We start from the raw sequence: 20,848 nt of genomic DNA, 5'->3' as shown, positions 1-20,848 counted from the left end.
GAAGGCGGCATGAACACTCAAAGCCATACCAAGAGCACCTCAAGGTCGCTTCCCATTGCATTATTGCGCGCCCGCGAAACGATCATGGCCCCCATCAGGGACATGCTGCAGGATATACAGATATCCGAGCAAAAATGGCGCGTCCTGCGCGTACTGGATGAGCTTGGCGAGGTCGAGCAAAGCGCTATCGCCAAAGAAGCTTGTCTGTTGCTGCCCAGCCTGACGCGAATATTGCGCAGCATGGAAGCCGATGGACAGGTCACGCGCCGTCAGGACAGCCAGGATAAAAGGCGGACGATGGTGATGATTACTGATGCGGGTCGGCAGATTTTGAAAGACAACCTGCAAGCGTCATTGGCCATTTCAAATAGTATTGAGGCGCAGATGGGGCGAGAGAAGCTTGATGAGCTACTGGACCTGCTTGAAGAGCTGCAAGCTGTTAAGGTTTGACCCCGCCAGTTGGCAAGCGGGGTCTGCGCGACGACTACAAACTCGACAATCCTGTATCCAGCGCTGACAGGATCTTCGCAACATCGTCGGATGTGACAATCAGAGGTGGCGAAATGATGATGTTGTTGCCAGATACGCGCACCATCACACCATCCTCATAAGCTGCCTTTTGCACCTGTATTGGCAGTTGTTTGGCAATCGGCGCCTTGCTTGCGCGGTCCGAGACCAGCTCCAGCGCGCACATAAGGCCCTCGCCCCCTCGTACGTCACCGATCACCTCGTGCTTTTCAGCCAGTTTCTTCAAGCCCTCGAACAGCTCATCCCCGCGTGCTGCAGCGTTTTCCCAAATCCGCAGACGATTGATTTCTGAAAGAGCCGCCAGTGCCGCCGCCGCGCCGACGGGGTGACCGGAATAGGTGTATCCCTGATCAACGGATGCCAACCCGGTTGTGTCATTTTCAAATACCTCGGCAACTGCCCCCGAGATCATCGCGGCGCCAAACGGGAAATAGCCATTGGTGATCGCCTTGGCCGTCGTCATGATGTCAGGCTGGACGCCCCAATGTCTCGCTCCGCTTTCACTACCGGTTCGACCAAACGCCGTGATGATTTCGTCTGAAATCAGCAGAATACCGTTCTTCGAACAAACCTCACGCACCATGGGCATAAAGCTTTTGTGCGGCGGAATTACACCGCCAGCGCCCAAAATCGGCTCCATGATGAAGGCGGCAACCGTGTTGGCCCCCTGGAACGCAATCTCGGCTTCAAGCGCTTTGACGCAAAGCTGAGCCAGGCGTTCAGGGTCGGTTTCGTCAAACGGGTTGCGATAGGTCCAAGGCGCAGGCACATGAAAACAGCCTGGCATCATGGGTTCATACACGGCGCGGAACTTCTGATTGCCGTTAACCGAAGCGGCAGCGAAATGGGTGCCGTGGTATCCCTGCTTGAGACTAATGAACTTGGTGCGACCGGCCTCACCCCGAACTTTGTGGAACTGACGCGCAAGCTTTAGTGCGATTTCCACAGAATCCGATCCGCCCGAGGTGAAAAAGGCGCGTGTCAGCCCATCAGGAGCAAAGAACTGTGCCAACTCGTAAGACAGCTCGATCGCCTTGTCGTTGCTCGTACCCCGGAAGGTCGAATAATAAGGCAGGGCGTATAGCTGGTCGGCGATCGCCTGTTTCACCGGATCGCAAGAATAGCCCAGGTTGACGTTCCAAAGGCCACCTACGGCGTCGATGGCCTTGTGCCCGTCCACATCGATGATGCTAACTCCTTCCCCGCCGGTCAGAATGGTCGGAGGGTTGTTCCGGCTGTCGGCCGGGTGCGCCATCGGATGCCAGAAATGGCGGGCGTTGTTCTCCTTAAGAAAGTTGGAGTCTTTCATGTTGCGGTTCTCCGGGGTTGTCCACTTTCGCTCATGGGTGGAACTCGGTTGGAAAGGCCTCGGGCATTTGGCCGCCGAAATTTGCGGTCAGATCGCGCGAGAGGGATTGAAGGGATTTCAGGATCAAGGGCAGGCGCTCATAAGTGGCTCTAATCTCGGGCACGGCGATCGAAATGGTTCCAAGGGCGATTTGATCGATGCCAAAGATTGGCGTTGCAAAACCAAAAACACCTTCTTCGTAGCTGCCGTTGCTGTTGGCCCAGCCAGCCCGCTGGATCAGAGCAACTTTTTCCTTGATCAGATCCGGGTCTGTCAGGGTGGATTCGGTGAAACGTACCTGCGCTTCCTGATCCAGACGATCCAGCAGGAAAGGTGGGCCAAAGCTGAGCATACATAGACCCGCCGCAGTCGCGTTGACCGGGATTATCTCGCTTGGATCAAGGCTGACGCGAACGCTGTGCTTGGTTGTCTCAACCACGATGGCGGTTTGCAGGCTGCCCTGTTCCAGCAGCGTTAGGTGCAGGCTTTCGCCAACCTCCTGCATGGCCAAGTGCATTTTTTGGCGCGCGCCTTCAAGGCCGGGTTTGGCAATCTCGCGCAGTGCCGCAAGCCGCAGCGCAGCTGGTCCGATGGTATATGTCTTTGACTGCGGGTTTTGTTCGATCAACCCGAATTCTTCAAGCGCTCGTAGGTGACGCAGGGCTGTAGCCTTGTTCAATCCTGACAGGCGCGCGGCCTGACTCAGGCCGATTTCGGCCATCGTGTTTGAGAATAAGTCCAGCATTTTTAGCGCATTAAGTGCGGCACCCATGTGTTTTGCCTCCTTCCGTTGATGTTATCCTTGACAGAATGAACTTAACAAAGCAAGATTATTATTGTTAACACGGTTCAAATAATGAACCATACACTGGGAGGTGTAAATGAAAAAGTTTATTGCGGCAGCCGTGATGGCCGCCTCTGCAACGGCCGCTTTGGCAGAATACCCCGAAAAGCCCGTATCCTTTGTGGTTCCTTGGCCTCCGGGTGATCTTGAAGACGTCCTGACCAGAATGATCGCAGATGAATTTCAGGCGATGTACGGGGTACCGGCAGCTGTTGTGAACAAGCCCGGCGGCGGTGGTGGTCCTTTCCCCGGCGCAGTCGAAGTCGCCACAGCACCGGCGGATGGCTATACGATCGGGTCGTTTGTGATTGGTGTTCCGGTCATCGGGCCCGAGATTGGTATTCCTGAATTGAACCCGAACCCGTTTGAACCGATCGGCATCTTCCTGACCTACCCGTTCGTAATCGCGTCGAGCAAAGACGCCCCGTTCCAAAGCTGGGATGAGTTGGTGGAACACGGCAAGTCAAACGACGTGGCACTCGGCCACTTTGGCTCGGTTCTGCCACCCACGCAGGTTACTTTTGCCGCCGCTGTCAGCAGCGGTTTCGACTTTGCCAGCGAAGCCGCGTTCGATGCGCTGGACTGCAACACCTTGGCGTCCGGTGACGTTGATGTCATCAACACCACGCTCCAGCTTATTCTGCCCTGTCTGGATGAAGTGAACGTGCTGGCCAGCATCGGCGGCGACCGGATCGCTCTGGTACCGGATACGCCGACAGTGGTTGAGCTTAACCCAGACCTGCCATTGGCGCTGTGGAACGGATTGTTTGTTCACAAAGACACGCCGCCCGAGGTTCGCGAAAAAATCACCGCCGCAGCCCAAAAAGCACTGCAATCGGACAAGGCTAAAAAGCTTGCCGAAGAAACCGGTGCGCTGATCTATTGGCAGGATCCCGATGCTTCGAATGCCCAGATCGAGCAAGATAAAGCGTCATTCGCCAAAATAGAAGAGATTCTAGGCGAGTAACACCCCGGATCGAGGCGCGGGCAGTGATTTCCGCGCCTTCTTCATAGGGCTGGGAGGATGAAATGATCGCAAGAACGCTTCAGGACATGTTCAAACGGTATCGCCGTCCGGGTGATATTGTCTTTGCCGCATTGTTCCTGGCTTTCTCGGTGTTTCTGCTGTCTCAGCTTGGGGAGCAGACGCAGGTCGTCAAGCGGACCAAATGGTTTGCTCAACCCGGTCTGTGGCCCACCGTTGCCGTGTGGTGCATGGTCTTGTTCAGCTTTTTACATTGGCTCAGCTCTGCCTTATCCGATCGGATCGATGGTCGTTGGGCCGAGGTCGGGTTTTGGGTCCGGTCTCTGGAATATGTGGCTTATTTCCTGATTTATGTCCTACTGGTGCCACAGCTTGGCTATCTGCCGTCCACCATGTTGTTCGCGGTGTTTCTGACGCTGCGCTCAGGGTTTCGAGGCTCGGGCGCGATCGGCATCGCAGCCCTGTTCGGCTTCGTCGTCACCATCGTGTTCCGAGCGTTTCTGCAAGTCAAAATCCCGGCAGGGGCTGTCTATGAATACCTTCCCGACTCGATCCGCGCCTTTGCGCTGACATATTTGTAGGGAGGCACGTATGGATACCCTTCTGTCCGGTGTTTCAATCCTGCTGCAATGGCAGGTCATCGTGGCCTTGTTCATCGGCTCGATCGGTGGTGTCATCATCGGCGCGCTGCCCGGTGTGGGCGCTGCCGTTGCCATCGCCATCCTGTTGCCCGCAACCTTTGCCTTTGAGCCCATCGTCGGTCTGACCTTGTTGTTGGGGATTTACGGATCATCCATGTATGGCGGCGCGATCCCGGCCATCCTGATCAACACGCCCGGCACGGCGGTCAATGCGCTGACGACCTATGATGGCTATCCAATGACCAAGCGCGGCCAAGGCCACAGGGCGTTATCGCTGGCTTATTCAGCTTCATTCTTCGGGGGAGTCTTTGCCATCATCTGCCTGATGGTCCTCTCGCCCGTGTTGGCCATGATCGCCCCGCATTTTGGCAGCCGCGAGATTTTTTTGGCCGCGTTGCTAGGTATTGTTCTGGTCGTTTTAGCCCATCGAGGACAGATCTTTGCAGCAGGTATGCTTGCTGCATTTGGCGTCTTTTTGAACACGGTCGGACTGGAGCCCGTCAAATATACGCGCCGCTATACATTCGATCAAAGTTGGCTGGCGTCAGGCGTTGACCTGATCGTGGTTGTGCTGGGCCTGTTTGCGCTCAGCCAGGCTTTTCTTTTGCTGTTGGAAAAGAACCACGCTCCAGAGGACACCCATGTCAGCGGGAATATCTTTGCAGGCTTGAAGGAACTGTTGGGCCTGAAACGGATCGCTACCGTTTCTTCAAGCATCGGGGTATTCATGGGCATGGTGCCGGGAACGGGTGAGTTCACTTCGCAGTTTCTGTCCTACACCTATGCTCAGAAAAGCTCGAAAAATCCCGACAAATTCGGCGATGGCTCGCCCGAAGGGTTGGTGGCATCCGAAGCCGCGAACAACGCCGTGCCGGGGGCAGCGATGATCCCCCTACTCGCCCTCGGTATACCCGGCGAAGCGCTTACGGCGATGATGCTGTCGGTCTTCTATGTTCACAACGTGATCCCCGGCCCGCAACTGTTTGAGAACCAGATGGATTTCGTCATGGCCCTATATATGGCGCTGATCCTGCTGAATGTGATCGTTCTGGTCTTTCTGCTGTTTTCGACAAACCTGCTGTTAAAGATCATTCAAATCCCCACACGCTTCCTCGGCGTGATGATCCTGATCCTTGCTTTTGTCGGAGTATACAGCCTGCGCAATTCGATCACCGATTGCGCGATCGCTGCGGGGTTTGGCGTCTTTGGTCTGATCCTCAAACGGCTTGATCTGCCGATCGTCCCGATCATCCTGGGCATGGTATTGGGTGGAATCATGGAAACCAAGCTTCGCAGCGCAATGGCTCGGGTCAAGACGCCGCTGGACTTCATCGACCGGCCCATCGCAGCCATTCTGTTCGGCCTGATTGTGCTGATCCTGATCCTGCATTTCCGCACGCTGTACTACGAGTTCAAAAACAAGCTGCGCCCCGAACCCCATGTCCCAGCCGTGGATTCCGACCACCCGAACCAACAAGGATAGCTTTCATGGATCAGTCTTCCATCGATGCCTTGCGCGTGCAGGAGATTGCCACACGCGGACACTTTATCAATGGCGATTTCCGTGCCGGTGAAACTGGCGCCCTGCATGAGGTGCTGTCGCCCATCGACGGCCAGCCTCTCGCTCAAATCGCCGAGGGCAGCCCGGCGGATGTGAATGCAGCGGTGCGCGCCGCGCGGACCGCGTTTGAGGATGGCCGGTGGTCGCGCATGGCCCCTGCAGGACGCAAGAAGGTTCTGCTGAAACTGGCGGATCTGATCAAATCCCGCGCGCTCGAGATCGCGGTGCTGGGCGTACGTGACAACGGAACCGAGATCAATATGGCCTATAAGGCCGAGGCGCTCTCGGCTGCGGCCACTTTCCGCTACTATGCCGAAGCCATCGACAAGATTTACGGGCAGATTGCCCCGACCAGCCATGACGTTCTGGGCCTCGTGCATCATGCGCCTGTCGGTGTTGTCGGGGCGATTGTGCCCTGGAACTTCCCGCTGATGATCGGCAGCTGGAAAATCGCCCCTGCCCTTGCAGCGGGCAACTCCATCGTCTTGAAACCGGCAGAAAGCGCATCGCTCAGCCTGTTGAAAATCGCTGAACTGGCTGCCGAAGCCGGAGTTCCGGATGGCGTCTTCAATGTGGTGACCGGGCGTGGTTCGGTCGCGGGCGAAGCTTTGGCCTTGTCGATGGATGTGGACATCATGGTCTTCACGGGATCCGGCGCGACAGGTCGGCGACTGCTGGAATACTCGGCGCGGTCCAATCTGAAACGCTGCTATCTGGAATTGGGTGGCAAGTCTCCAAATATTGTTTTCGCTGACGCGCCCGATTTGGCGGAAGCTGCAAAGGTCTCGGCCGCCGGGATTTTCCGCAACTCCGGACAGGTCTGTATCGCGGGCTCGCGCCTGCTGGTGCAGCAGGACATCTACGAGGATTTTGTCGCCGAGATCACGCGCTACGCCGCAGCCTTTCGCGTTGGTGATCCGTTGAACCTGAACAGCCAGATTGGTGCCGTGCATAGCCTGCCCGAGCTAGAGGCCAATTTGGAGTTCGTTACCAAGGCCGAAGCTGAAGGTGCCGAACGTCGTACGGGCGGAAACCGCATTCTGCCCGAAACCGGGGGCTACTATATGTCCCCTACAGTAATGGCAGGTGTCAAAGAAACGGATCATCTGTTTCAGAACGAAGTCTTCGGCCCAGTCTTGGCCGTGACCCCGTTCAATGACGAAGCCGAGGCGATCCGGCTTGCCAATGCCACAGTCTATGGGCTCGCAGGCGCAGTCTGGACTTCGAACCTCAGTCGCGCGCATCGCATGGTGGCCGAAGTGCGGACCGGGGTCATGCATGTGAACACCTATGGCGGCTCGGACCTGACCGTTCCGCTTGGGGGCGTGGGTCAATCCGGGAACGGGCATGACAAATCTTTGCACGCGCTTGAGAAGTACTTTGAATTGAAAACCGCCTGGATAAAGCTCTGACTGCGGGGTGTCTGTACGACATGTTTTCACCGCTTTGTCTGGGGCCCATAGGTCGCATGAATAGGAGGAACCAATGACCACAAAGACAATCCTGCTGATTGGGACCTACGACACGAAAGAACCCGAGATGCGGTTCATCGAACAGGCGATCAAGGCGCAGGGCGCGGATGTGTTGACGATGGATGTCTCGGTATTGGGCGACCCTTTGGAGCCAACCGACATCTCCAAGCACGACGTCGCCCAAGCGGCTGGAATGACCATCGAAGATGTCATCGCACAAGGGGACGAGAACAAAGCCTTTCGCGTGATGTCAGATGGTGCCTCGAAGACCGTGGCCCAAGCCTATGCGGATGGCCGATTTGATGGGATGCTGGCTACTGGAGGGACCATGGGTACCGATCTGGCCCTGGATTGTGCGCAGGCCTTGCCAATGGGGGTGCCGAAATACATCGTGTCTACCGTCAGTTTTTCTCCGTTGATCCCGCCGCACCGACTGGCTCCGGACATTCAGATGATCCTGTGGGCCGGGGGGCTCTACGGTATGAATTCGATCTGCCAATCTTCGCTTGCGCAAGCGGCCGGCGCTGTTGTTGGTGCCACAAAAGCTGCCACAATACCGGATCGCAGCAAACCGCTGATCGGGATGACCAGCCTTGGGTCCTCGTGTCTGCGCTATATGAAAACGCTCAAACCAGCGCTGGAAGAGCGCGGGTTCGAGGTTGCCGTTTTTCATTCCACCGGAATGGGCGGCATGGCATTCGAAAAACTGGCGGGTGAAGGGGCGTTTGCCTGCGTCATGGACTTCTGCATGCAGGAATTCGGGAACCTGATGGCGGGTTCCGTGGTCTCCAGCGGTGAGGATCGCGTGACAAATGCCGGGCGTGTGGGCACACCACAGCTGGTTGCGCCAGGCGCGCTGGACCTTTTGGACTTTGCCGGATGGCAGGACATCCCTGACCAGTATGCCGACCGTCCATTTCATGAACACAACCGCCTGATAAAAAGCTCGGTCTTCAATGGCGATGAACGCCGTGCCTGGGTGCGGGAGCTTGCCAACCGATTGGAGGCCGCAACTGGCCCGGTTCACTTTTTTCTGCCCGTTCACGGGGTCGAAGCCTGGGACAAGGAGGGTGAAGAGGCGTATGATCCCGAAGCCCTGGCCGAGATGATGGATGAGGCCCGTAAAGTCATGCCCGGGCGCGTTCCTATGACCGAAATAGACGCACATATCAACGATGCCGCGTTTTGCGATCATGTATTGGCCCAGTTCGACGAATGGGTCGCAGAAGGCGTGGTCGCAACATAAATTCGGGATTTACGCCCGTCTTTATGATATACACGCAGGTCAAACTCAGCCTCGGTGGGCGTGAGTTCGGGCGCATTCTTCTACGTGCGGCCGACTTGCAGTTGGATGCATAACCATCACCGCTTGGATACTTGTTAAAGACTATTTTTCGGCGGAACCGTGTCACCGGTTCAAGGTGGCCAAAGACCTGCGCAGTAAGTGAAGAATTGAACTCAACAAATGCCCAGGATTAGCGACCCGTTCCGCCGGTGACGTTGCCAATATTGAGCGGCAACCAAACCGTTGGACCCGCATTTAGACGATCGGTCCAACCCATGAAAGGAGCGAGGAAATGCTAACCACGATTGCGATTTGGTATCTGAACCCAGAAACCCGGTCCGAAGGTATTGCTGCACTCCGGCGGCTTGCTAGGGACGTCAAGAAAAACGAACCTGATACCTGGGGTTACCTTGTGCACTCAGGTGGCGCGGACTCGGTCCCGCCATGCGATGACGATAAGATTGTGTTCGTGGAAATCTACAAAAACGAAAAGGCATTCAAAAAACACCTGAGCAAAGGATCGGATTTTTCGAAGTTCCTGAAAAAAAGTGGTCACCTTTTTCTTTCTGCCCCAGGGAGCAAGAGCCCATTCTTTCAGGTCATGAACGTGGATCGCATTCAGGGATTCGTGCGCCCCGAAGCTGGGTCGAGCAACGGCTAAAGGTAGGTCGGGCGATCCCGGCCGCCCCAAGGAAACCCTGTAATTTTGTTGATCCACGGGGCTTTGCGCCGGGTAAAGTTGCAGCCTGGTTCATCCATCAGGAATTGTTGGGCGACGCATTGTTGATATTATGTTATAAGAAGCCGTGATTTCGTTCTATCGTTTCTAATTTTGACCTGATCTATCTAAACTTACGAAGGCGACCATTTTGGTAAGTCCTGACGTTAATTGCCCAAATTGTGGTTCGGCCAATCCTGCCGGATCGAAGTATTGCCAAAGCTGTGGAAACGCCCTGTCCCTTACGTGTACAGCGTGCGGAGCCCCAGCTTTGCAAAAGGCAAAGTTCTGCACGGCCTGCGGCGCGTCTTTGGTCGGATCAGCGTCGGTCAAAAACTCAGAGCCAGACAATTCACCGCCACTAACGCCTGCATCCGAAAATGTTGCGGAACGGCGGCAACTGACCGTCATGTTCTGCGATCTGGTTGGTTCTACCGCGTTGTCCGAAAAATTTGATCCCGAAGACTATCGTGAGCTTATCACCCAATATCGCGATCTGGTCGGTAGCACGGTTGCGAATTTTGGCGGTGAGATCGCAAACTATGCGGGTGATGGTGTTGTGGCTGTGTTTGGTTACCCCGTCGCGCAAGAGGCGAGTCACTATTCGGCCGCGCTGTGCGCGCTTGAAATTACTCAGATGGCAGAGGGTATTGAAGTCGGATTTTCCAGCCAGCCGGTTGCGACCAACGTTCGCATCGGAATGCATACCGGACCCGTTGTTGTTGGCACCGCCAACAGCTCGTCATTGGACGAAAAGATGTGGTTGTTCGGAGATACACCAAACGTGGCCGCGCGCATTCAGTCAGTTGCCGAAGTTGGGCAAGTCGTGATTTCCGAAGTAACACGACGCTTGATTGGTGAACGGCTCGACTTTGTGTCTTTGGGCGCGCCGCAATTGGCAGGGATTAGCGCTCCGCTAGAGCTGTTTGAGGCCCGGCAGAAGGTTTTGGGGTTCGAAACGGGGCGCAAAGACTTTTCACACGACAAAACACCAACCATCGGTCGAACGGCGGAAATTGCCTTGGTCCGATCTCGGTGGGAGGGTGCGCTGGAAGGTGAAGGGCAAGTGCTGTTGCTGACCGGTGACGCCGGTGTCGGAAAATCCAAGATCGCCTTTGGGCTAAGCGATGACCTGGCCGACGAAGATGCATCCCGATTCATTCTGTTCGGCTCACCACTTCATCAAAGCAGCGCATTTTATCCGATAAAAAATGCGCTTACGGCGTTGACCGGAATGACACCTGATGAGTCATCGGAACAGAGCCGGGCAAAAGTCATCGGGTTTTTGTCTGAACTCGGTCTTGATGATCCAGACTGCGCGACGCCCATTCTGCGCCTGGTGGCGCTGGAAGACACTTCGATTCCAGCTGAACCAATGGCACCTGAACGGGAAAAAGGTGCTCTGATCGATGCATTGCTGCGGCTTTGTGCAAGCTTAGAGCAATCTTCACCGCTGATGTTGCTGCTGGATGATGTGCACTGGTTCGATGCTTCCACGCTTGAGTTTGTCGACGGATGGGTTGAGCAACTGTCAAGTAGACGCTGCCTGGTCTTGATGACCGCCCGCAGTGAATTCCAGTCACCCTGGCGAAACCAGTCACATGTCACCACCTTGGAGCTGAACCGTCTGGTCCGGCGCGATATCTTCAAACTGGTTGAAAGCATTTCGGGGATCCGGCCTTCGGATGAGGTTCTGACCCAGTTGGCAGACCGAACCGATGGCGTGCCGCTGTTTGTCGAAGAACTGACCAAAATGGCAATGGAATCCGGTCTGCTGGCAAGCCGGGGGCAAAGTAAGGCCGAGTTGTCCATGGCGATTCCGGAGTCTCTGCAGGATTCCTTGATGGCCAGGCTGGACCGATTATCCGCCAGCCGCGAAATCGTGCAGGTCGCTGCTGCTATCGGGCGCAACTTTGAAAGAAACCTGCTTAGCCACGTTTTGAAATGGAGCGACCAGGAAATCACCAGAGCGCTGGAGCAGCTACTTGAAACAGAGTTGATTGTTCCCGCCGGGCTGAGAGGCGTGGAAGACACATATCGGTTCCGTCACGCCTTGGTACAGGATGCGGCGTATCAATCCATGCTGCGTTCGACAGCGTCCAGATGGCACGGTCAAATCGCGGCGGTTCTTGAAGAGAACTACAAGGAAATTGTTAAACACGAGCCAGAGATTCTGGGCCATCACTATTGGCGGGCCGGTGATTATTTGGCGGCCGAGCTCAACCTTATGCGGGCCGCGCGCCAGGCATTGGATCATTCTGCAAATGTTGAGGCCATCACCCATCTGCAGCACGCCCTGGAATGTCTGCAGGAACTGCCTGCGTCGCAAGACCGCGACCGGCGCGAGATTGATCTGCAAATCACCATCGCGGTTCCTTTGGCGTTTGTACGAGGATACGCACACAATTCGGTCCTTTCCGCATATGCCCGGGCACAAACCTTGTGTCGTGAATACGGCGAAACAGAGCGGTTGTTCAAAGTCGTCTATGGCCAGTTCCGATCGACAATGCTGGGGGGCGAATATGCTGTATCGAAACAGAATGCGGATCGCCTGGTGTCGCTTTGTCAGGATCTGAAAAGCCCTCTTGCTATTGTATCCGCCGAGAGATCACTTGGCTCGCTGCAGACATATCTTGGCCAGCCGCAGGACGCCCTAACGCATTTGCAGGCAGGGATTGATGTCAATCTGTCGCTTGAGCACCGGTTCATGGGGCTGGATTTTGACGTCGTTGATCTATCCGTCGCGCTTCAGGGATATCGTGCGCTGTCTTGCTGGTTGTCAGGCGACACGAAAAGCGCTTTGGAAGCGATCGAAAAGGCCGTGCTTCACGCGGAAGAAACAGCGCATCCCTTCAGTCAATCCTTTGCAAATGCATTTCTGGGTTGGATCTCGCAGTTCCGCGGTGATGAAGACCTTGTACTGGAAAGCTCGGCCAATCTGATTGCGCTTTCAGAGGAGTACTCGTTTCAGTTCTGGCGTGGATGGGCGCGGATCATGAACGGATGGGCACGCCGGAACGAGTTGGGCGACGGCGCGCTGAAGGAAATCGAACTTGGTCTTCAGGAATGGCGGGATACCGGCTGCCGGCTGGGGTTGAGTTTCTTTCTGTATCTTTATGCAGACGCGGCCATCCTGCACGGACATCTCGAACTCGCAGAAGAGCTTTTGGACGAAGCCGAGCAGATCACGTTGGGTGGGGGGGAACAATTCTGGATTGTCGGTTTGACCCGGCTAAGAGGACGTCTGGCGCTTGCCCAAGGTCATGAAGAAGCGTGTATCGATCATTTCGAGCAGGCTGTCAGTTTGGCGCTGGACCGCGGGCATTTTGGTCCGCTGCTGCGTACGATCAAAGAGCTGGCAAAGCTTGATCCAACCCCCGATTGCCTGAACCGGATCAAAAAAGCGGTTGAAGAAGTCGCCGGGTTCGATGGTCCGGATTTGGCCGAGACACGCGCTATTCTGAGTAAACTTGGAACTGCAAAAACGGAGAGCTCATCACAGGACATTTAAAAAATACGAGATAGTCAAAGCCAGTCGGGAGGACATAGCCATTATGACTAAGAAGAAATCAAAAGGTGACCGCTGCTATCAGACGAATGTCACCGGTGTCATGCCAAAACTGCCCAAGCAGTTTGATACGTTTCCCTTCTATTATGCCTCTCTGCAATGCCAATGGATGTATTGGTATACCTCGGTCGAAGCCGCCAAACCCTTCGTCAAGGGTACAGGATTGTGCGTGGCGGAGTTCCCCGATGAAAATGGAAAGAACAAAGCTGTCATTCTATTGAATTTTCAACGCTACACCGCCCACTATGACAATTCCTTGGGCTTTGTGAACGAGGTTGAATTTAACCTTCTGGCTTACCCTTCGAACCGGGTGCCCGGCGTTCCGAAGATGTCCCTGACCGAGTATCTGCACGGCCGCGATCAGACCAAGACCATCGGGCATCTGCGAATACACGTAGCCGCAGACAATGCGGTTGCTGTCAAAGCTGGGCGTCAGGCCTTTGGTGAGCCCAAGTTTCTGGGGCAGTTCAATTACAAGGTGCCGTCGCTGAACGCCAAGATGAAAGGCCATCCGCCAATCTCTCCGAAATCCTGGTGGATTCAATTGGTCAACCCCGACGACCCGCAAACCATCGTCTACGATTTGACCGCCGATTTGGGAAAGCTCAGCGGCAATCAGTGGACGACAACAAATTGCACTCCGATCCCAGAATTCGCGACCGGTCTTGGCCGCACTGTTTGGACCCGCTGGACAATCTCGGGCCTCTTCGAAACTGCAATGCTGGACAACAAGGACGGCAAGCGCATCGCCAAGACATTCAAACTGAAACTCGGCAACAACGATTTCCCGATGACACGGGACATGCATCGGTTGTTCACCGACTTCACCCCTGTCGCCGTACAGGTTTTTGAAAGCCCCCCCGCCTGCTTCGAGCCGCGCGGGTTCTACGTGGATGCCATTGATGGAGACCGCCATGTCACAGCATGACAACAGTCCCGCCCATCAGGCCTTCCTGACGGTCAGCGCGGCATTGACGGGTTACAATAGTGCCGAGTTGCAAGGGACCGGGTGCACCGGGGAATACTGGCATCAATTCCGACAGGTTCTACCAGAAGAGATTTTGAACCGGTTTCTGTCTCACGCTCAATCCCTCGGGCAAGGGGACGATGATCAGATTATCCGCCAAACTTATCTGTCGGACAGGTGCCTTGGCCCGATTGCGCGTTCGCTGATTCAGCTTTGGTACACGGGTCAGTGGGTTCCGCTTTCGCAAGAATGGCGCGAAAGCTACGGCGCTTCTCGCTTTGATGTGGTCAAGATCATCTCGACACGCTCGTACAAGGAGGGATTGGTCTGGGACGCCATCGGTGCCCATCCCATGGGGGCAAAGCAGCAGGGTTTTGGTGCTTGGGCGCTTGAACCTCCCCGGAAACGGGAGGCGGGCCAATGAACGCGATTACAGACGACGACAGAACCTATGATGTGGTCATTGTAGGGGCAGGATTTTCTGGTGCCATTCTGGCGAAAGAGCTTGTGTCAGCAGGGCATACAGTTCTGATCCTCGAGGCCGGTGCAGATCACGGTAAAACGTGGGAGACCTACCGATCCTATCTGGATCAGTACTACCTCTCGTTGGCGAAAACACCGAACTCACCCTATCCGGATCTGCCGACTTTGCCGTCACCTTCGGTGCTGGACATTACGGCGGTTCGCGGCACCGAACCGGACACGAACGGGTACTTTGTTCAACGTGGCCCGTTGCCCTTCGGCAGCAACTATCTGCGTGCCTATGGCGGAACCTCCTTGCATTGGCTGGGCACCAGCCTTCGGATGATGCCCGCAGATTTCGAAATGCAGAGCAGGTTCGGCCAAGGGGTCGATTGGCCATTTGGCTACAAGGATATTCGATCCGACTATGAAAGAGCCGAGTGGGAAATCGGCGTCTCTGCGGACGCCGAGGAACAGACACCCAGAGCATTGGGAATAAAGACCTCGGGCAAGCATGATAACCGGGGGTACTTTGCTAAAGGATATGACTTCCCCATGCACTCGATACCCTCGTCTTATATCGACGGGTTCTTTGCCCGGGCAGACGGCATGCCCATTGAAATTGGCGAAGACCCTAAAGACATGGTCAAACTGAAAGTCTCACGCACGCCGCAAGGCCGCAACTCAACCCCGCGTAAGCCAAAGAATGCCAATGGCATACCCGTGGGCCGCAAGATGCGGCATCAGTTTCGCCCGCGAGGATCGACCGGTCCATTTGCTTATATGGGCCAACGATGCGAGGGCAACTCAAGCTGCATCCCGATCTGCCCAATCCAGGCAAAATACAATGCGATGAAGACGCTGGAAGATGCCAAGCACATTCGCAAACATCACATGAAGACCATCACGCAAGCCGTGGCGTCCAAGGTCGAGCTTGCCGAAAGCGGTCGGGTTTCGGGTATCGTCTACAAGAAATACCCGTTCCCCGGTGTCGCGCAATACGAATTGCGCCGGGCCAAAGGCAAACAATACGTCCTTGCCGGTGGTGCGGTGGAAAACGTGACACTCGCGCTGGCTTCCGAGATTTGTCGGACCAGCGGCGAATTGGGCCGCAACCTGATGGATCATCCCTACATGATGACTTGGGGTTCCGCGCCCGAGCCGGTTGGTCCGTTTCGTGGGCCGGGATCGACGTCAAGCTACGCCAATTTCCGGGACGGGACCTTTCGTGACAGAACTGCCGCGCATAGGCTCGAGATCGGAAACTGGGGCTGGAACTTTGCCACCGGGGCCCCAAACACGGATGTGGCGCGCTTTGTTGAACAGGAGAACCTCTTTGGCAAAGCGCTTCGTGACAAATTATATCACGATGTTCAAAGACAGGTTCGCATCGGCACGATGGTCGAACAACTGCCCCGCGCGACCAACCGAGTCACGATTGATCCCGCCTATCGCACACCGATGGGTGAATATCGCCCTGTGATCAGCTATGATCTGGATGACTATTCGCGGGCCGGTTTGGCAACTGCCTATGACACTTGCACCCAGATTTTTCAGCGCCTGGGTATTCGAAACCACACGGCCTACAACCCATCTGACGCCGGATATTTCACCTATGACGGCCGGGGATACACGTTCTTTGGCGCAGGTCATCTTGTCGGAACCCATCGGATCGGAACGCACCCGCGCAATTCGGTGACTAATGACGTAATGCGAACCTGGGATCACGACAATTTGTGGATGGTAGGCGCCGGATCGATGCCAACAATCGCAACATCGAACCCGACACTCACGATGTCGGCAATGGCTTACCGAGCCTCCAGAGCAATATCGGATGCTGTTCGGAAAGGGGGTGCAAAATGACCTCGAAAGACAAACTGGAGAAAGAGCGCGCGACACTGTGTAAACTGTTTCAGGACGCGCTTATTCTTGAACTCACTACCATTCCTCCCTATGCGACCGCGTGTTATTCGATCCTCGAACAAGGCCAGTATGACCGGTCTGAGCCAACAATCGTAAACGCCGAACCCATCGAAGTGATCCGGCAGGTTATGGTCGAAGAAATGCTCCACATGGTTCTTGCGGCGAATGTCATGAATTCGATAGGCGGAACTCCGGAGCTGAACAATCCTAAGCTGCTGCCCAAATACCCCCAGCCACTGCTAAACGGCCGCGGTCCAACTGTTTATCTGCGCAGGTTTACGCCAGACCAAATCAAGAGCTTTCGTGCGGTTGAAACGGCACCAAAAGATGAAAGAGCTGCGAAGAGCGGTGATTATCATACGATCGGAGGTTTTTACATCTACATCCGGGAAAGGTTGCGCAAAGCCTGTCATACTTATGGGGATGCCGCGATTTTTACCGGTAATGAGGTACGACAAATCACCAACGCCGACTATTTCGGAGCTGGAGGTGAGGTGATCGAGGTGATTGGTACCCCGTCGCAGCGCCGTAAGGCCGCGCTGAAGGCGATAAAGAAGATCATGGATGAAGGGGAAGGCGCAGACCTTGGTCACAGAGCTGGCGACAAAGACATCATCCCTGGCCCTGACCACCGCGAGGATGTTGCGCACTATTTCAAGTTCAACGAAATCCTGCACAGCCGGTATTATAAGCCAGATGATAGCATAGACGGCCCGCCCACCGGTGGCGACCTCATCGTCGATTGGAGCGCGGTATCCCCGATGCGGGATGATCCGTCCGAAAAGGACTTCAAGAACGCGCCAGAGATCGCAGAAATATCTGCCGAATTTAACGCGGCCTGGTCCGGCCTGCTTGATGGTCTGCACATTGCGTTCAACACGGACAAGACTGCGCTAAGGTCATTGGTCCCAGCAATGTATGACATCAAGTCTCTGGCGCAGAAATTGATGCGTATTCCTTTGCCGGATGGATCAGGGGAAACTGCCGGGCCAACCTGGACGTATCTTGCAAAGACAAAGAGTTGATCGCTCGTTTCGTTGCAAGTCGATGAATACGCGCCGCAGCTATTTGGTCAAATTCGGAAAGCAATAATTTGCTGTATTAACAGCAGCATAGCGCAGTCCTGAATCGGCCAAAATGATCTGAGATAGCACTCGAATAGCGCTATTTATCGTGCGTTGTTTCTTGACTCACCCAGGATGCGTGAGGATTTGATTCCACGACGATGACTTCGGTCAATCGATATGAACCCACCGGGCGCGCATCACATGCCAGTTGGTGGTGAAACTGCGAAACTAACGCATCGCCGTCATCTCCCGTCAGCAATCGCTTTCAGAGACGCAAATGTGGGCACGCGAACGCAGAAGCGAAGACCTAGGGTGTTTTCTGGACCGTGAATAGCTCAATCTCCGAGGGACTGGACTTGCAAAGGTCCAGAAAACCTACCCTATTAACCGCAATCAGCCGCCGCTCAGTCGTAAGCTGCCGTCACGATCATTTCGACCTTCAATACATCACGGGCGAGCTTGGATTCTCCGCAGGCGCGGGCGGGCGCGTGGCCTTCGGGCACCCAAGCGTCCCAAACGGCATTCATCTCGGCAAAGTCTGCCATATCCGCCAACCAGATTTCGCATTTTAGGATGCGGGTCTTGTCGCTGCCCGCCTTTTGCAAAAGATCCTCAACCTTGGCCAGAATGTCCTGCGTCTGATCTGCCACGGTCGGCGCGTCCGAAGTCTGACCGCACAGGTAGGCAACGCCGTTGTGTTTGACGATCCGGCTCATGCGCTGACCGGTTTCGATGCGGGTGATTGTCATAACTTGTACTTTCTCATTGTTGAATTTAGCAGTGATTTGAGCTGCCCACGGCACAAGCGTTGAAATGCCAATGGGAGCCATAGATCAGAAGCCGGCATTACGAGGCCGAGGTTCATTCAAGTCAGATTGTCCGCCAGTTCATTTTGATATCCAAAAAGGGCCGGCAGCCCGCCGGTGTGCAGCAGAATGACCTTCTGACCCGGTTTAATCTTCTGGCTTTCAACCAGATGCATCAAACCGGCGAATGTCTTGGCGGAATAAACCGGGTCGAGGAAAACCCCTTCGGTCCGTGCCATTTTTTCCAGTGCGGCACGCGTTCTCGCGTTCACTTTGCCGTAACCTGGCGGCAATGCATCGTCATAGACATCGATCCGCGCCTGCAATTGAGCGGCATCAACATCCAGCAAGTTTGCAAGTTTCTGTAGAACGATCATCATGCGGGCGTGTTGCTTCTCGCGATCTCTGCGCACGCATATTCCAAATACCGGGGCCGTGCTGCCTTCCAGTGCTAGACCGGTTAGCAAACCGCCATGCGTAGCACCACTGCCTGACGGCACAACCACCGCATCGAAATTGGGCATCTGGGCGCACAATTCCTGTCCGCCAACGACATAGCCCAACGCCCCCAGAGGTGGATGATTCAAGCCCAGATGAATGACGTATGGCGTGCGGCCTTGGGCCTTCAATTCGTCAGCACGCGCGTGCAATGCCGCGTCGGCCCCAGCTTCGTCTTCGCCCTCGGGATAGCTCATATGCTCGGCACCCAGAATCTGTGCCAAAAATACGTTCCCGGACCTGTAATACTCTTCGTCCATATCTGGGACACGCTCTTCTAATTGAAGCACGGATTGCATCCCCAGCTTAGCGGCCGCCGCAGCTGCAGATCGGACAAAATTGGACTGAACAGCACCGGTGATTAGAATGGTATCGGCACCTTGTTGCTGAGCATCGCCGAGGTAGAATTCGAGCTGCCGTGTTTTATTGCCGCCAAACACAAGCTCCGTCAGATCATCGCGCTTGAGCCAGAGATCGATCCCCAATTCCGCCGACAACCTGTCCAAACGTTCCAGAGGTGTCGGGCCCGACATAAGCCGGGCGCGAGGAAATCTCTCCAGATTGTCGTTTCGTTGCATCGTGTACCTCCCGGGATTATGCAATCATATAGGCGCGCTGGAACAGGACACAGCAAGCGATGAAAGAAACCACGCGGATCGCGGCTATGACGACCGATTGCGGCAAGTAAGGGCCCCCTGCCCGTCCAAGCAGGCTGCCTACCAGCGTGATTATGACAAAGCCGAGCAGTTGCGGCCCGTATGTGATGGCCTGCGTTTCGGACAGGCTGTGCAACAGGAATGCAATGCCATAAGCCACCAGCGCGATGGGTTGCACCAGCTTGGCCACCTCTTTTGCTGAACGGCCCTTTGCGATCAAACCAAACACCATAAGTGGGCCCGGTGTTGCAGCCCAGACGGTCGCAAGCCCGGACAGTCCTGTAATGGCTGAAAACCCAAAACGCCCGATTGTGCCGCGCAAGGGAAGCAGGGTGGTGATTAAACCGATCAACAACAAGCAGGCCGTCAAGGCCAGAACAAACGCCTCGTTCAACAACGGATAAACAGTAAGACCGGCAGCTACACCGACACAACATGCGATGATCGCATTAAGAATGAGTGGCTTGTTGTTCTTTAGTACATGACGGTCCGTCGCGACTATCGACACAAGGGTATTCAGCAACAGCAATATGGGAACTGCCGTCGAGGTGCCGAGCAGGATCATCATCGGGGGACCCGCGATGATACTGAAACCGATGCCCACGCCAACCTGCAGCATTGCCCCGAGGCAAATGGCGGCCATCAAAATGGACAGATCAATGGTCACATAGCACTCCTGCAGCTTTGGCATTTTTGCGAGACCTCAGATATCCTGAGGTTACGGCCATGGTCCATGTCATTCCTTCATTCGAATTGATTGGCACGCACTAACGCTGCCAGGGCATCAATCCAGAGTATAGCTCGCGGGCCGCTACGGAATGTGCCATTTGCGCAAGTGTCGTCAGATCATACACGGGAAGGCGCAGTTCTTCCTGAAGGCGCGATGCGTAGGGCGGCAGGTCTGTACACTCCAAAACCAGTGAGCGGATATCAGGGGCCTCAAGCATCAGGCTACGGGCTGCGTTCAGGACCTCAGCCTCGATCAGGTCTGTGTCCATACGGGTGCGGGTATTCCGCAAGATCACTTCTGCAAATTCACTAGTGTCCTCCAGTCCCTTCACCGCCACCGGAACACCGGCGGCACCGACGCCTTCAAAATGCCGGGCGGTCAAAGCAGACGCGTCTGCAGTCAAAACACCCACCGGAGCGTTCGCGCCGGTCATGTGATAAGCCAGCGGCACCTGGATTAGGCTGGAAGCAAACACCGGAACTGAAACCGCTGCAGCCAGTTCTTTTTGAAACAGCGCAAGAAAGCCACAGCTGCCGGTAATGGCGCGCACGCCTTCGGCCTCAAGCCGTTTGGCACCTTCGATGAAGGGTTCAAGCAATTCCGGCGTTGGGTTGTTCAGAAGTGTCGGGACAGTCACCCCGTCGATCATTTCATACAGAACCGGAAATGGCAGGCTGGACGGATTCTTGATATGGCCCGGTGGCTTTGGGAAATAGCTTTCAAGGCAAAGCACACCGATTGAGGCCCCGCAGATATTCTGGCCGCCTTGATAAATTGGCATTGTCATCA

General features: G+C 55.3%; 18 protein-coding genes. 12 read left to right on the top strand and 6 right to left on the bottom strand.

The genetic code is table 11. From position 1 onward, the window contains the following. The first annotated feature begins 9 nt into the window (after positions 1-9). Positions 10-450 carry a homoprotocatechuate degradation operon regulator HpaR gene (gene hpaR / locus ACR0AW_RS09245; protein WP_170394006.1) on the top strand — a complete coding sequence of 147 codons (441 nt, stop codon included), beginning with the start codon at positions 10-12 and terminating at the stop codon, positions 448-450. A 34-nt stretch (positions 451-484) separates the two neighbouring features. On the opposite strand, the gene ACR0AW_RS09240 is transcribed toward hpaR, so the two are convergent. Together ACR0AW_RS09240 and ACR0AW_RS09235 are read right to left on the bottom strand one after the other, a co-directional pair. Then, entirely contained in the window at positions 485-1,837 is a 1,353-nt protein-coding gene (locus ACR0AW_RS09240; protein ID WP_170732667.1) for an aminotransferase class III-fold pyridoxal phosphate-dependent enzyme, read from the bottom strand. 31 nt (positions 1,838-1,868) lie between these two features. Next, positions 1,869-2,648 carry an IclR family transcriptional regulator gene (locus tag ACR0AW_RS09235; RefSeq protein WP_170596484.1) on the bottom strand — a complete coding sequence of 260 codons (780 nt, stop codon included), beginning with the start codon at positions 2,646-2,648 and terminating at the stop codon, positions 1,869-1,871. A gap of 109 nt (positions 2,649-2,757) precedes the next feature. On the opposite strand from ACR0AW_RS09235, the gene ACR0AW_RS09230 reads away from it, so the two are divergent. The 11 genes from ACR0AW_RS09230 (at position 2,758) to ACR0AW_RS09180 (ending at position 17,327) form a co-directional block, all read left to right on the top strand. Then, on the top strand, positions 2,758-3,687 hold the full coding sequence (locus ACR0AW_RS09230; RefSeq protein WP_170732666.1) for a tripartite tricarboxylate transporter substrate binding protein: 930 nt from the start codon (positions 2,758-2,760) through the stop codon (positions 3,685-3,687). A gap of 62 nt (positions 3,688-3,749) precedes the next feature. Beyond that, positions 3,750-4,286, top strand: a complete 537-nt coding sequence (locus tag ACR0AW_RS09225) for a tripartite tricarboxylate transporter TctB family protein (protein WP_170732665.1) — start codon at positions 3,750-3,752, stop codon at positions 4,284-4,286. Between the two features lie 10 nt (positions 4,287-4,296). Further along, the gene (locus ACR0AW_RS09220; protein WP_170407148.1) at positions 4,297-5,829 is read left to right on the top strand and encodes a tripartite tricarboxylate transporter permease; all 1,533 of its coding nucleotides are present in this window, start codon (positions 4,297-4,299) and stop codon (positions 5,827-5,829) included. Between the two features lie 5 nt (positions 5,830-5,834). Beyond that, positions 5,835-7,319, top strand: coding sequence for an aldehyde dehydrogenase (locus ACR0AW_RS09215; protein ID WP_170732664.1), 1,485 nt, complete (start codon positions 5,835-5,837; stop codon positions 7,317-7,319). 73 nt (positions 7,320-7,392) lie between these two features. Next, positions 7,393-8,625, top strand: a complete 1,233-nt coding sequence (locus tag ACR0AW_RS09210; RefSeq protein WP_170732663.1) for a Tm-1-like ATP-binding domain-containing protein — start codon at positions 7,393-7,395, stop codon at positions 8,623-8,625. A gap of 331 nt (positions 8,626-8,956) precedes the next feature. After that, entirely contained in the window at positions 8,957-9,325 is a 369-nt protein-coding gene (locus tag ACR0AW_RS09205; RefSeq protein WP_170561940.1) for a putative quinol monooxygenase, read from the top strand. A 208-nt stretch (positions 9,326-9,533) separates the two neighbouring features. Beyond that, positions 9,534-12,893: an adenylate/guanylate cyclase domain-containing protein gene (locus ACR0AW_RS09200; protein ID WP_170732662.1), complete on the top strand. Its 3,360-nt coding sequence runs from the start codon at positions 9,534-9,536 to the stop codon at positions 12,891-12,893. A gap of 43 nt (positions 12,894-12,936) precedes the next feature. Continuing rightward, positions 12,937-13,878 (top strand): hypothetical protein, encoded by a 942-nt coding sequence (locus ACR0AW_RS09195; protein WP_170732661.1) that lies wholly within the window; start codon positions 12,937-12,939, stop codon positions 13,876-13,878. Continuing rightward, positions 13,865-14,341, top strand: coding sequence for a hypothetical protein (locus ACR0AW_RS09190; protein WP_170732660.1), 477 nt, complete (start codon positions 13,865-13,867; stop codon positions 14,339-14,341). Before ACR0AW_RS09195 ends, ACR0AW_RS09190 begins: the two co-directional genes overlap by 14 nt. Further along, a complete protein-coding gene (locus ACR0AW_RS09185; RefSeq protein ID WP_170732659.1) occupies positions 14,338-16,242 on the top strand; it encodes a GMC family oxidoreductase in 1,905 nt (634 codons plus the stop codon). Before ACR0AW_RS09190 ends, ACR0AW_RS09185 begins: the two co-directional genes overlap by 4 nt. Further along, positions 16,239-17,327, top strand: a complete 1,089-nt coding sequence (locus ACR0AW_RS09180) for a ferritin-like domain-containing protein (protein ID WP_170732658.1) — start codon at positions 16,239-16,241, stop codon at positions 17,325-17,327. Before ACR0AW_RS09185 ends, ACR0AW_RS09180 begins: the two co-directional genes overlap by 4 nt. Before the next feature lie 446 nt (positions 17,328-17,773). Here the strand turns inward: ACR0AW_RS09180 and ACR0AW_RS09175 are convergent, their stop codons facing one another. The 4 genes from ACR0AW_RS09175 to ACR0AW_RS09160 all read right to left on the bottom strand — a co-directional run bounded on the left by ACR0AW_RS09175 (position 17,774) and on the right by ACR0AW_RS09160 (position 20,846). Next, entirely contained in the window at positions 17,774-18,118 is a 345-nt protein-coding gene (locus ACR0AW_RS09175; protein WP_170394035.1) for a RidA family protein, read from the bottom strand. 116 nt (positions 18,119-18,234) lie between these two features. Further along, the gene (locus ACR0AW_RS09170; RefSeq protein ID WP_170422665.1) at positions 18,235-19,251 is read right to left on the bottom strand and encodes a D-cysteine desulfhydrase family protein; all 1,017 of its coding nucleotides are present in this window, start codon (positions 19,249-19,251) and stop codon (positions 18,235-18,237) included. A 16-nt stretch (positions 19,252-19,267) separates the two neighbouring features. After that, positions 19,268-20,020 carry a TSUP family transporter gene (locus tag ACR0AW_RS09165; RefSeq protein ID WP_170732657.1) on the bottom strand — a complete coding sequence of 251 codons (753 nt, stop codon included), beginning with the start codon at positions 20,018-20,020 and terminating at the stop codon, positions 19,268-19,270. Positions 20,021-20,096: 76 nt separating this feature from the next. After that, a complete protein-coding gene (locus ACR0AW_RS09160; RefSeq protein ID WP_480438944.1) occupies positions 20,097-20,846 on the bottom strand; it encodes an aspartate/glutamate racemase family protein in 750 nt (249 codons plus the stop codon). Between the last annotated feature and the right edge of the window lie 2 nt (positions 20,847-20,848).

The organism is Ruegeria sp. C5 (assembly GCF_056537605.1).
Note: the sequence above shows the minus strand (reverse complement) of the source record. Positions and strands in the feature narration are given on the sequence as shown.